The sequence below is a fragment of the Chitinophaga fulva genome, from assembly GCF_012927205.1.
GTDB classification, from domain to species: domain Bacteria; phylum Bacteroidota; class Bacteroidia; order Chitinophagales; family Chitinophagaceae; genus Chitinophaga; species Chitinophaga fulva.
The window spans coordinates 39,010-52,263 of record NZ_JABBGC010000003.1 but is presented as its reverse complement, the minus strand read 5'-3'; the positions used below and the strand labels follow the sequence as shown (position 1 = coordinate 52,263).

Genomic DNA, 13,254 nt, shown 5'->3' with positions numbered 1-13,254 from the left:
GTTTATTTGGATATTTTTTATCCTTCCTGACTTAGCCATTGGCGCGCAGATATTCCGCGTATGCCCAGCAACCATTGTTATCAATAGCGATAACCCTGAGCTTCTCCGTCATCCGGTTATTGGCGTCCAATTGGTACTGCGGCCCTGTGCCGAAACCAGGTGTTCCGAATTCTGCAATCCAGTAGATAGCTTTGAATTCACCGGTAACAAAGTAGAAGGTGTCTGTTTCCCGTTTGATCACCAATGTATCATTGGCACAAGGCTTTTGAATATTGGTCCCTTTGCACTGATCGTCGATAAAGCAGCCGTATTTAGGCAGTCTCGTTTGGTCGCTGTGTTGATCACGGATTTGCAGTTGAGCGTCCACACCGGTATTAGTATAGCGGTAATCGTAATAATAGCCATCTATATCCATTCGTATCCGCAGGTCAAATGACTGGCAGGGATAGGAGGTGATCATGAATTGTCCGCTGACCTTATCATCTTTCACCAGGTACTCGATCTTCAGGCTGCCCTTGGACAGCTTGTCCACCCGCTTATTGATCATGTCAGCTACCGCTTTCATGAAATCATGATAGTTGGCTTTTTTGATGCCACCGGTTTGCTGGAGGTAGTCGGTAATATCTTTGACAAACTGTTCATCAAACAGTACCAGGCCGTTTTCATCAGTGATGGTGAGGTAGGCAATTTCAATCAAAATAAGCTTGGCGTCATAGACGTGTTGGTTTGGTAACACCATCCAGGTGGGGTAGAGGCAACGGGTAACGATGCCTTTGCATGGCAGGTTACAAGGAGGTTCACAGGTTTTGGCCGGCACCTGTATGGTCACGCTGCCACCGGTGTTGTCGGTCACTACAACGGTACCGGACTGATTGCTGCCAAATTGAAGATCAAACCGGCTGTTGACGGTATTGCCATTGGCCTTATACGGCGCCGTGCCGCCGGTGACCAGGAAATGCACCACCTGTTGACCATCGATGCATTCCGAGCCGGTAATGTCCACTGCCAGCGCCTGTGAGATTTCGTTGATTGTATACTGAATGGTACTGCCATCGCCGCAACACTGGTAGGGCAGGTAGAAGTCCGCAAACACAATGCCTTCAGCGAGGGCGACCGGCGTGCCAACTCCAAATCCGCCGACAATGCCCCTGCCTCCAAAGGAAGGCCTGCGCCCCGGGTTTCTGTATTTGCCGATAATTGGCTGGAAAGTTTTCTCTATGAACTCACCCGCCTGCGGATTGGCCGGGTCAATTTGTCCCAGCAAACTACCAATGACAGAAGCGGTGCCGGCATCCGGATGATAAAACTTAAAGGCCTGTTCATCCAGTTTGTATTTGTTGGTGACAGCATCGAGGTAGATGAGGTCCCCGAAAAACTTCCCGGGCTGTGACGGCGTAGATACGTCACCGTGATACACGATCACAAACGTGCCACCAGTGGGCACACCGCCTTTATGCTGCAACCCCACATGTTTTTCTGCATAGTTGCTAAGCAGGAACTGTTGCTGCAATGTCGTCATTCGTGTCTTGTAGATGTCCAGCAGTTTTACCAGCTCAGATACATCGCAGGGAATACCACCGATGGTCAGCGCCTTTAACATGGCCAGCATGGTCTGGTTACTGGGCGGTACCGGGTCATTGAGCTGCGATAGCTTCGTCAGTTTTTTGAAAGCGTCGATGGTGGCGTTGGCGCCGCCTTTGCAGATAATGTCTGCCTGTATCAGCAGAAATTCACTTTCCAGATCTGCAAACTGTGCGTCAAAAGTGCTGCCGGTAAGGGCATCGGGCTTGTTGCCGGTTTTTATCGCTACAATATCGAAAGGCAGCCGGTTGTTATTGATGATGCCCTGCAGGTAGTTAACCACTGATTTGTAGTTCTTGCCTACATGACCTTCTATCCGGAAGAAGTTATATGGCTCGATATCATACCGCAACGGATTTTTAACAAAATCTTCCGTGGCAGGATATTCGATGGCGCGATAGGACAAGTTCTGATTCGCTTTGCCTGCCTTGGTAAGCCGGTAGTTCCAGTATTCAAACAATTGCCGGTTGTTGCTTTGTTTATCCTCACTGTAGTAGTGAGGAATAGCCTTGCCGGACAAATTGCTGCCGAGGTAACTGGGTGTGACCCGCAAGTCGGAGTTGTTGACCCCGCCGCCTGCAATAATAGTGGGAGCCGCTATTTTCGGGAACGTCAGCAGCATCATGTAAAGGCGGTTGAGCAGCTGCACAATCTCTTCGGTGCGTTGTTCTTCCCGCGCTACTGCCGGCGACGGCAGGAAATAATGGCGATAGGCGCTCGGTGATGGCGGATTGATGGCTTCTTTCAAAAACAGGTGCCTCGGAAACCACGCCGGGTTGGGGCAACAGGTTGCCAGTACAGATCCTGATTTATTCTTTATCTCGTTGTAGGTATCTACCAGATCACTGACAAAATCATAATAGTATTGGTAATAGTATTCCACCGGCAGTTTAATGGTACTGTCGGTATCATAACTGAAAATCGTATTGTTCTGTATCAGGTTGCCGAGGGCGGTGGCATTGCTGTTCAGGAAGGCAAATATGTCTGATAGTTTCTTCAGGTTGGCAAATACCTTGTCAATGAAGGCTTTGGTGAGTATGATCTTGTATGCCTTGATCACATCGGGGGTAGTATTGAGCGCTGTTTTCGCTACATCAAAGCGGGGCATCCGGATATCCGGCAGTGCTGCTTTGTCGGGGTAGCCGGGGATGACCGCCTTGATTTTGTCTGCATCGCTTTTCCGTATCAACAATGGTTGTATGGTAATGCCTACGGTGGAACCTTTATCATCGCAGGAATTAGGCAAACAGTTTTTGTTGCCGGTTTTGTTCAGCTCTACGAACAGCATCACCACTTTGTCCAGCAGAAAAGGATTATCGAGAGTGCGTGCAGAAGGATCGGGGTTGCTGATGGGTATCTGCGGCAGCAGCTGCCATAGCGGAAACAGGTTGGCCCCTGCGTTGTTCTGCAATACCGGATAAGCTATTTCCTTCGGCAGGGAATAGTTTTGGGAGGCGGTATACACCAGGTCGGTATCCTGGACCACGAGGTATCCGGCGGAGGTGACGCCCACGCCCCGGGTGATGGTAACGGACTTTCCATCCGCCGCGGTGATGGCATCCAGGCCGCAAATGATACCGATGCCGATCAGATGGCTTCTGGTCAGCCTCGTTTGTTCATCATTGTACCCGAACAACAGGTTCAGTTGTTCGTTGGTGAGTATCTGGTTCGCCTCAAACTGAGGGTACTTTTGGATGGAAGGTATCATAATGATGATAATGACTTCTATGATTTAACAATAGCTTTATCCTTTTCTGCCGGTTTTATCCGATAGCGGTAGCGCCCAGCCGGACGGGGTTTACATCATTGCCGTCTTCGCAGTCGTGCAGCGTGGCCGGCGGATAGATGCTTTTCAGTTCCGACATGACCTGTATCAGCGTGGCGTGTGTTTGTAACAGTTGTATTTTATCCGGATCATAAAAAGTGGTGAAGACTGCATTGACAGCCGTAGTAACGATGCCGTTGCAGGCAGGCGCGATGGCATTGATCATACTGTCGAACGCTGCTTTTTGCAGGCCGGTGGGCAACTGAGCGGTTACCCACAGGCGGATGGCTTCACCATATTGCTCCATCAGGCTTTGGGCACATTGGCAGATATCCTTTTGTTTTTTTCCCGGATTGACTTTCAGCAGTGCTTCCGCCAATGTATTTTCGAGATAATTGTCTTTGGCGGTGAGTTTGGCGTTGGCGCTCAACCAGGCGCACCAGGCCAGTTCCAGCCGTGTGAAGATGAAACAGTTGGTGTGTTTCAGCCAATAGTCCACCATCCAGGCTTTAACCGTATCAATACTGGCAGGTGTAATACCGGGAACACCATTGGCGATGCCGTCTTTTACTTTATCATCAAAAAACTGCTCCGCTTCGGCTTTCACCGGAAATACGTTGTTGCCGGCGCTGAGCGCCTGACGGTAGGCATTGTTCATGGCAGCTATCGCTGCTTCCGCCACCAGGCACAACTGGCGTAGTTTATCTTCCTCTTTAGTCGCGGGCAGCGGCACCTGCAAGCCCCAGAGCAGGTCTGTCAGATCGCACAACAGCGTATCATCACAGGCTTTGTTATCTACCCAACATATCTTGGGTAAAAGGTGGGCAGGTGTTTCCTGGCGGATGGTTTTTTCCGCATACCGCCGGTAATCAATTTTCATATTTTGTTCCAGCCATCCCGGCATCACAAAAGTGAGCCGGAACGAATAAGGATCGTTATCATAACAGGTATGGCAACCGCTGTCGAGGCAGATGGGCAACAATACCTGTCCGGGTATGCGGGGCCGCAGCAGCAGGTGTTCTATGATCACGAAGCTGGTAGCGGCGTCTATGTTAAGCAGGCTGTTCAACCGCCGTTGCAGTCCGGCAATATTTCCGGGAGCGTAGGGAACGGCGATGGAATAATCGAATGCTCTGGCGCGGTTGTAGCTTGCTTCGGGGTAATTACTGAGGAAGTCTGTTTTCAGTTGCAACAGCGCTGTTTGCATGGCGGTTTGTTCTGTGGGGATGCTGGTGTAACGTGCCAGCGCATATTCACTGAAACTTTCTGCAAACCGTGCCAGCAGATGATCGAGGAAGCGGTTGCGTCGTGCAAGCCCGCCGTTGACCGGCTCTGTGAGCGATTGCAGTGCTGCCGGTGTGAGGCCTGCATACAGCGCCGTAACACCTTTGATGTCGCTGTCTGACAACCAGTGGGTAAAATAACTCTGCAACTGGCTGCTGTCCACCAGGAATAAGTCTCCGGCATGTTGCAGCTGCGCGAGATAATTGACCAGCAGCTGTTCGAAGAACAGCAGATAAGTTTTGAGCTGCCGCGCCTGTGCTTTGCGTACGGCCGGCTCCGTGTCTGAAAGGCCAAATTCCCCGATACCATAGGTGAGCGGGTAGGAATACTGCACCGGGTAATAGTCTTCCATATTCCTGATGGTAGCAGCAGGTATATCCAGTTCATTATTGATGCCGGTGGTTTTGAGATATTCGCCGCTGCTTCGCAGCTCCTGCAGGATGCTGTTGAGTTCCGCCTCGTTGGCCGCGAGGAAGGGAAGCCCGTTTTTGTAAAACAGGAACTTGCTGCGTTGTACGTATAGCCGTGGCTGGTGGCCCGTCGTTATGGGCAGCACCCAAGGCTGGCTGTGATAGATCACTTCACCCCGTTCATCATAGCTGGTCATCAGGAAATTGGTAATGCTCACCACTTCAGGTATGTCCATGATGAGATTGATCATGTCTGAGGCATGTATTTCCTGTTTGATAACGGCCTGGTCGAGGTCTTCGTTTTTGATAAACCCGTTATGCAGCCTCGGACCGTTGAATATCTCTGTGATATCAGTATTCTCTTTCAGCAGCTGCGCCAGGGAATAAATTGGAATATTAGGATTCAGGTACTGTTCAATTTTTACCATGATCTCTGCCTGTACTTTTTCAATATCCGCATCGGGCTTCAGTTCGGCGTCCATGCAGATACTGATGTCTTCCATCGGTACCAGCGAAATGTGGCAGAAAGCTTCATCAAGATTCCGGTGTGCGTTGAGATTGCTGCGGGTGGTATTGATCAGGGCATGTGTTTTTTCCACCCCGTTTTTATACGTGCTGATGATACCCGGCACCTGTTGCAGGACGTTGGTGATGTCTGCTTTCATCAATGTGCCGGCGTCGGCAAAGGAGAGGTATATGTTTAATACCGCATTGGTGAAACTGATGACGGCCGCATTGCTGAGTGTCAGTTGCAGATCGACGAATATGGCGCTCTGCATGGCTTTGGACAGATTGACGTCAGTGATGGGGGTATTGTTGTTGTCAACAATTTTATTCAACGCTACGCCAGTCACGGTGATCGTATTGTCTGTCAGGTCTTTCCAGTCATTCCATTTTTGGAGAATGGTCTCATAGGAAGGCAGGCGGAGTTCTATGGTGGCGCGGCTGGTGCCATAGGTCAGGGTCTGGTATACCCTGCCATCGTTGATGTCTCCGTATACGGGATCATCTTCCAGTGCGATCTGTACGTCGTACAGCCCTTTGATGTTTACCTTTTCGAAGGCCTGTTTACCATCAGGGGTGTGACTTTTATAGGTCAGCAGACCGTTTTTTTCATCTGCATAAATATCTGTTTCGCAGTTGCATTGGTCTGCGCAACCGGATTCCGCTTCCGGGGGCGTGTGATCGTCGCAACTGCAATGCCGGGGCGCCAGCCAGGCGTTGTGGATACCTTCCTGGTCGATCATCAGTTTACGGTAGTCATTGACCGTGAGCGGATTCATGGTCAGGATCTCATGGGCGGGGAAAAAGGCCTGTTTGTTCAACTGGCTTTTATCCATGTACGCTGCAAAGATATCAGCCGTCGGGAAACCGGTGCGGTAGGCCAGGTCGGTAATGGCAAAGCACATCAGCTCCAACGTGGTGATGCCGGGATCGTGGAGGTTATAGTCGGTCCAGAACCGGCTGCCCAGCTGCTGGATGTAGTTCATGCCCTGTTGCCGCAGGAAGTTGAAGTCTTCCGGCGGTTTCAGTTTGATATTGCGAAGTATGGTTCTCTGTTTTTCCATGATACAATGACTTGTGCTTTATGCGCATCCGCAATCCGGTCCATTATCCACCACAGCAGCAGCTTTGGCGGGGATGGGCGTGATCACGTGGTCTGTGGCCTTTACCGGTACAATGATGGCTGATTGCCGGTCGGGCGTGATAATATCTTTTAATATGCCGGCGTGATAAAGTTTTACGTCTGTCACATAGTCGACATAGTATCTTTTTTCCATGAAGTTGACGATCATCGCATTGGTGATCCTGTTCTCAAACCGCAGGTCCGCTCCGTCGGTATAAGCCCAGGGCGCGAGGAAACGGGTGATTTCTTCCTTTAACTGATGGGTGAACATTGTCTCATCATATTGCGGGAAGAAACATACTTTGGCTTCTACGCGTACCTGTTCATAATCCGGATTGCAGATGTGCAGGTGAACGAAGGGCGATACCAGTTTCTGGAGATATTCTTTCACCCGTTGCAGGTCGCTCATGTAGGTAAAAGGCCGCAACGGGTCAATGCCATTGCGTTGCAACAGGGAGGGGATGGTGATCACCGTTACATGCCCCGGCGCCATTTCGTTGTAAATGCCGTTTTCGAATCGGGTATGCGGAATACATTTGGCGCGGTAGAGGTTCGGGAACTGTTGCAACACGAGGTGCTCATAGTCCCATTTGTTGACACTGCGCCCTTTGTGCCGCAGTTGTTCGCTGCAGCGGATATAGAACTGCTGGCTGGATTCCTGCGGCGTACCGCCGAAGGAAGAAAAAGGCTGTGTTACCGTTTTGATCTCCGGTTGAGGGGTGGCCAGTTTAGCGATAGTGCCTGCCGGCAGGGGTGAAGCCAGTGTCTGCGTGAGGTCCGTACCGGGCACAAAAGTGGCGGATACGGCCTGAGTGACGATAGACACCGTTTTACAAACCGCCTCGTCTGCCTCCGCGATGGTGGCTTTCAGCCAGTACTGCTGGTCGGGCATGACGTGGTGGCCCAGGCCTGCTTCCCTTGGGATGTTAAAGGCGATGATGCCGCTGCGTATCAGGTTATCGGTACCGTCGGCCACGGCCGCGTTGTCAAAGGCTATCCATTCGTCGTTTTTCAGGTAATGCCACCGTACCTGGTTGTCTGGTTTGCTTACCAGCGGGTTGGCGGTGCTTTCATCTATCTGGAACAGCAAGGTCACCTGCCTGGGGGGCAGGAAATGCTGAAGTCCCAGGTAAAATTCTGCCAGACTGGGTTTGTTGGCGGTGACATCGTGCAGGAATTGCGGCAGCAGGTGATAGCCGACAGGCGTTTGTTTCTCCCCGAAAGGATATACATGAAAGAAAGTCGCTTCGGTTTGTGTGTCTGCCACATACTGGAGGTACATCTCCTGTAGGGTGGGCGGGGTAAACAACCCCGTGGGCACACTGGTGAGATCACCGCCGTTGGCTGCTTTTGTAAGGTAGGCCATCCGTTGCGCGAGGCTGGTCTGATAGCCCAGGTCGGTGGTGAGATTGTACCGCACAAACCCTGTGGTGCTGGCGGGAGAGTAAGGTGTATTCAGGTTACTGTAAACCGGTGCTATTTGGGTTTTATCGTCGATATAAAAATGTTCTCTGGGTTTGTTATGTAGCAGACCGTTGATATCAGCGTCGAAGATATCCAGCGGGTGACGGATAATCTTCCATCCGTCGTTATGCCGCAGGATATATAGCTGCGGTGATTCGCCGAAATCATGTTCCGTGCCCTGCTTCCACATAAACATGGGCGTTACGCGGGCGTTGTTTTTCTGAAATATCTCATCACATCCCAGCATCAGCATGGCGCCGGGGGCGGGCACCGCATTGAAAGGCAGGAATGGTTTGGAGGGGTCCATGACGCCGGTATCCGTTTGAACGTGGATATTTTTGACTTTGTCCACGGTTACTTCCAGCGTGTAACCGGTGATGACCGTGTCTTTCAGCTTCGCCCACGCAGAAGTTGCGCTGGTATTGTCACTGAGCAGGATACGCAGCACCGGGTCGGTGGTATCGAAGGCTGCCTGGTGTATGGCTTTATTGAAAGGCACGGTACCAGGGAGGGTGGCGGCCATGGAGCAGGTGAGCACAAAGCCGTTGCCAGTGGCGGCAGCTGCGAGGCCTGTGATAGCAAGGGGCGTCCATCCCGCGGCGGTGGTGACAGCCGCTATAAAATCGGCTGCATTCAGACCGGTGACAGGGCTGCTGGTGGCAACGCTGAGGGTGATGGTACGATTGCCTTCCCGCAGGAAAAGGTAGTGGGAGGCAAATGCGAAGCCGATATGTGCCACCGGCATGTTCACCTGCTGCACCTGGGTGTAGTCTGCCAGTTTTTTATTGGCAAAGGGATGCCAGGGCGTATTCGGGTTGTCAAAAGGCAGACCGTTGCCATCTTTACTGGCGGGTAACGGTGATGCGTACACGCGGTTTTTGGAAACAGCCGGGTTGACATCTTCCACCGGGCATACATATACGCTGCGCATATCGCTGATGGTGGCGGTGTTGATGGCCAGGTCGGCATCTGTAGCGTAGCAGGCGTCGCTGCCGTCGGGGAATTTCCCGGCTTTCAGCTGGCTGCCTTTGGGCAGCAGGTATTCATCGGCGAATCGGGCGAGGGCAAAGGTCATGAACACCTTATCCGGAACGGGCTGCTTTTTCCGCAGGCGCAGTATCTCCTGGTAATACAGTTCCAGGTGTCTTTGAGTGAGTTCGTTGAGCTGTGTACGGGAGAACTGCAACAGTTTCAGGAAAGCGAGGAACAACGCGTTGTGTGGCTCGTGGCTGTCCCACTCTCCAAGCGTGTCTTGCAATTCCTGTGCGGCAGCAGCCGTTATTTTGACGATGGCTTTGATAAAGACATCGATCGCGCTTTTGAAGAAGTTGTGATTAGCGGCGAAATAGAGCTTTTTAATTTTGGTGGTCGCCGGGCTGTAAATGTCCGGGTCCACCGTGATGGTACTGTTCCAGATGGCCGGGAGACTATGTCCTGCTGCTATGTCGGCGTCTTCTGACACGGTACCGAATATATTCGTATAGATATTGGCGTTGGGGTTGATCAGCCCGTCAGTGACGGCCTTGTTGTAATAGGCCAGCAGCTTTTTGAGCTGGTCTTTGAGGCGGGTGGTGATCAGGGATTGCACTACGGCTTTCAGCAGCAGGGTATCGGGCAACTGTGCCCGCATGTTCTCTATCTGCCAGGCGAGGGAGAACAGGGCGCTGAATATTTTCCCGTAAAAGTTTTTGGCCTGGGCCAGGGGTGCTGTGCCTTCCTGCAATGGCTGCAGGAATTTTTTCAGGGTATCGGCGAAGTCGCTGGTCTGCTGTGTGACGATCAGTGACAGCTGGGTGGAAATATCTTTGTTGAAGAAACTTTCCCAGGTAGTGCCATCGCTGTTATTGTCGTTGTTGATGAACAGCAGGAACGCGGATAGTTTCTGTGTGAACACGAGGTGATCGGCGGTGCTGTGTTCGTCCACCGGGGCATAGGCAGGGTCAAGCGCAGGCAACTGCCTGTCCTGCTGGGAAGTGCCGCTTCCCGGAATAAATAAAGGGTCCAATACCAACGGGCAATCCTGTGACATAATAGTGGTTTACAAAGTATCAGTGATATTGGGGGTGGTATATAAGAAGTTGGGTATCTCGGTACCTTCCTTGATATAGAAGGGGAACACATAGTTGAACCGTGAATTGGATGTTTTCACGATAAAATCTATTTTGATGTATACGATACCCTGCCATTCGTTGCTGCCGTCAATTTCGAGGTTTTCGACTTTGATGCGCGGTTCGTAGAAAAGGATGGCTGTTTCCACTTTTTCGAGCATCAGTGTTTTCTGGCCGGTGTCCATCGGTTCAAATACGAATTCCTGCATATCGCATCCATAGCGGGGCTGCATGATCCGCTCGCCGGTGGCGGTGGTCAGTAATATATGCAGGCTGCTGTAGATGTCGTCTACATCTTCAAGCATGGCAACGGTGCCGTATTTATTGAAGGCGGGCGGGAAGCTCCAGCCTCTGCCCAGAAAGCTGTTGTTGTCCATGTGTGTCAGTTTATTTTTACCATTCCTCCTTTGACGCTTGTCATGCCGTTGCCTGCTGCCAGCTCACAACCGCCGCCGCCATCGGCTTTAAAGCCCATAGAAGCTTTTACGTCTGCTGTTTTGCCTTCTACGGTCATAGCGCCGGTAGCTTTGAAGGAGATGTCCTTGGGGCTTTCGATGCTGATACCGCTGCTGTTCATCGTGATTTTATTGCCGTGTTCATCTTCCAGTTGGAGGATGTCTGCATCTTCCGACAACGTGAATTTTTTGCCCGAGGGCGTATCCAGCTGGAAGCTTTTTTTCTTGTCGTTAAAAATCATTTTCATCTGGCTGCGTGTCACCAGCCCTTTCTCGTCGTTGTCGTCGGAGGCTTTGAGCGGAGCGGGCAACGCGCTGCTGTTGAGGCCTCCCAGTACTACGGGGTAGTTGGGGTTCCCATCTATGAAGCTGACCAGCACTTCATCGTTTTTTTCCGGCCGGAAGAAAGAGCCTCTTTGTTTGCCGGCATCGAGGGTGCTGATACGCGCCCACATACCGTCTTCCTTGCTGTTGATGAAGGGAAGGGTGACTTTGATGCGGTCTTCTCCCTCAGGATCATTTTCCAGTTGTGTGACAACGCCTACCTGCAATGAGGTGATACGGGATGCAGGCGCCTGCGGGCCTGCCGGAACGGGGGGCTGAAAACCGATTTGAATATCAGTGGTCCAGTTGCCTTTCACGATCTGGTGACGGACACCGGAAACGAATGCGTTGCCTTCAAAACGTTTGCCGACCCCTTTCAGCGCCACGATATTGCCGGGTTTTATTTTCGGCGTGCCCTGGAAATTGGCGCGACCGGTAATCCGTGACAGGCGCGCTTGTTGCAGCATACCGTCTGTAGCGGGCTGCAGTTCGGCACTGCTGATCTTATTGTTGAATTTCAGTTCCGTATCTTTTGTTTTGATGCTTTTAGCGAGATCTTTGGCGTTGATGTTACCACCCAGTGTGCCGGTTGGTTCTTTCGCTTCAACAGGGGTAAGCTGTTGACTGGCATAATCCCATAAGTAACTTTTCAGTCCGGCGGGTTGTGTACGTGCATCCATTTCAAGGTCCAGTTCCAGTAGGGAGGAACCATATTGGATGGTTTCCGCCGGCTGCTGACTCAGGTCCGGTGCTTTGATGGTAGCTTTGCCGTCGTCTATGGCTATCAGCAAGCCATTGGCTGTAGCCCTTTCCAGGAGGAAGTCCCAGTCAGTCAGATGATACTGTACCAGCCCCGGATGTTTGTAGGTGGTCGTACCGACCTCTTTCTGCATGCTCCAGGCAGAAAGGATATCTTCCATGACTTCCTTGTCTTTCTGGTCTTTGTAGTATTTCTCCTGTGGTGTGATGGAGGCTGCAAATACTTTATCCCGGCATTCAATCGTGAACAGGGATATGTTTTTGCGCACTTTGATGCTATTGCGTATCACGATGCCTTTGAAGATGCTTTCATCCTTACCGCCATAGCCGACCTTGATTTCTATCTCTTTACCGGGAATAAAGAGATCGGTGTCGGAGAGCGCGAATGTTTGTTTGGATGCTTCTCCGTCCTGGTAGATCAGGGTGGCGGCGGGGATCCGGTTCACTTCCTTGTTGACCATCACCGATGCGATCGGGTAGGAGCGTGGCACTTCCTGGCCGCCGGAAAGGACGGTGACGGTAGTCACAGAGGGTGTTCCCTTGGTTTGTATCTCGCGGTTATCGGGCATCTTCCAGAGGTAAAAAGTTAATGACGGTACCTGGTATCAGTTTCCTGAAATTGGTGAGGTTGTTGGCGCGGGCCAGCTGAAAGTAGTAGGACGGATCTTCGTATTGCCGGAAGCTCATGAGCGACAGATGGTCGCCATTGGCCACCGTACGTTGATGCGTCAGATCGGGAGACAGCGGATCTTCCTTGGCCACCCGTTTTTTGTCGTCAATGCTGCTTTTGAAGGTAACCTTGGCGACAGCACGAATGGGGCGTCCGTCGGGCTTAAACAGTTTGAAGGTGATGTTGAGGGAAGTGAGCCTGCCTGCAAATGCCATTGGCCCCCATATTACCCGGAAGTGCCGGGGTTCATGTGCATCTCCCTCATAGTCTGTCAGCAGTTTTTTGAACTTTTTGATATCGTCCCATATATCGGCTCGTGGCTGATCATCGGCGATACCGGTGGAATCGAACATCAGTTCGAGGGCCAGTTCATCCGGTGCGATGGCTTTGAACTTCTGTTGTTTGCCACTGGTGCCTTGTCCCTGTCCTTCGCTGTATTCGATCTTATAGTTCAACTGGTAGCTTTCGGGATTGATGAACGCATCAAAGTCACCTGTTTTGGACGCATCGTCCATTTCAGGCTTTTTATATGCGATGATCTTTACTTTCTCCAGTTTGCCTTTGTCGACACTCATGGGGTTATTGATTTAACGCGGGATTATTTCTCCAGTTTATCGCGCAGCACTGCCATTACCTGCTCCACGCATTCCGCGATGATTAGGTCTTTATCGGCATCAGCCTTGTCGGGCGGTGGTTGCTGGTTGCCGCCACCACCGGTGGCAGCAGTGCTGCCGGGTGGGCTTTCGCCGGCGTTGACCACCACCCGGATATGTAATTCCCGTATCTGGATGGGCATAGCAGTATTTT

The 13,254-nt window shown here is 51.5% G+C and carries 7 protein-coding genes; all 7 read right to left on the bottom strand.

Annotated features, from left to right (window positions below; translation table 11 throughout):
• Positions 1–31 precede the first annotated feature (31 nt).
• From HHL17_RS23430 to HHL17_RS23400, 7 genes are read right to left on the bottom strand one after another with little or no spacing between them, the layout of a single operon-like run.
• Positions 32–3,289 carry a hypothetical protein gene (locus tag HHL17_RS23430; protein ID WP_169227284.1) on the bottom strand — a complete coding sequence of 1,086 codons (3,258 nt, stop codon included), beginning with the start codon at positions 3,287–3,289 and terminating at the stop codon, positions 32–34.
• Positions 3,290–3,344: 55 nt separating this feature from the next.
• The gene (locus HHL17_RS23425; protein WP_169227283.1) at positions 3,345–6,608 is read right to left on the bottom strand and encodes a hypothetical protein; all 3,264 of its coding nucleotides are present in this window, start codon (positions 6,606–6,608) and stop codon (positions 3,345–3,347) included.
• Positions 6,609–6,626: 18 nt separating this feature from the next.
• Positions 6,627–10,160, bottom strand: a complete 3,534-nt coding sequence (locus tag HHL17_RS23420; RefSeq protein WP_169227282.1) for a baseplate J/gp47 family protein — start codon at positions 10,158–10,160, stop codon at positions 6,627–6,629.
• 9 nt (positions 10,161–10,169) lie between these two features.
• Positions 10,170–10,616: a GPW/gp25 family protein gene (locus tag HHL17_RS23415; RefSeq protein WP_169227281.1), complete on the bottom strand. Its 447-nt coding sequence runs from the start codon at positions 10,614–10,616 to the stop codon at positions 10,170–10,172.
• A gap of 5 nt (positions 10,617–10,621) precedes the next feature.
• The gene (gene vgrG, locus HHL17_RS23410; RefSeq protein WP_169227280.1) at positions 10,622–12,346 is read right to left on the bottom strand and encodes a type VI secretion system tip protein VgrG; all 1,725 of its coding nucleotides are present in this window, start codon (positions 12,344–12,346) and stop codon (positions 10,622–10,624) included.
• Entirely contained in the window at positions 12,336–13,022 is a 687-nt protein-coding gene (locus HHL17_RS23405; protein WP_169227279.1) for a CIS tube protein, read from the bottom strand. Before HHL17_RS23405 ends, vgrG begins: the two co-directional genes overlap by 11 nt.
• 23 nt (positions 13,023–13,045) lie before the next feature.
• Positions 13,046–13,243, bottom strand: a complete 198-nt coding sequence (locus tag HHL17_RS23400; RefSeq protein WP_169227278.1) for a DUF5908 family protein — start codon at positions 13,241–13,243, stop codon at positions 13,046–13,048.
• Positions 13,244–13,254 lie beyond the last annotated feature (11 nt).

Excerpts from the sequence above, each read along its gene's own strand:
- HHL17_RS23425 (WP_169227283.1), bottom strand. The coding sequence starts at position 6,608 with ATGGAAAAACAGAGAACCATACTTCGCAATATCAAACTGAAACCGCCG.
- HHL17_RS23405 (WP_169227279.1), bottom strand. The coding sequence starts at position 13,022 with ATGAGTGTCGACAAAGGCAAACTGGAGAAAGTAAAGATCATCGCATAT.
- HHL17_RS23430 (WP_169227284.1), bottom strand. The coding sequence starts at position 3,289 with ATGATACCTTCCATCCAAAAGTACCCTCAGTTTGAGGCGAACCAGATA.
- HHL17_RS23400 (WP_169227278.1), bottom strand. The coding sequence starts at position 13,243 with ATGCCCATCCAGATACGGGAATTACATATCCGGGTGGTGGTCAACGCC.
- HHL17_RS23415 (WP_169227281.1), bottom strand. The coding sequence starts at position 10,616 with ATGGACAACAACAGCTTTCTGGGCAGAGGCTGGAGCTTCCCGCCCGCC.
- HHL17_RS23420 (WP_169227282.1), bottom strand. The coding sequence starts at position 10,160 with ATGTCACAGGATTGCCCGTTGGTATTGGACCCTTTATTTATTCCGGGA.
- vgrG (WP_169227280.1), bottom strand. The coding sequence starts at position 12,346 with ATGCCCGATAACCGCGAGATACAAACCAAGGGAACACCCTCTGTGACT.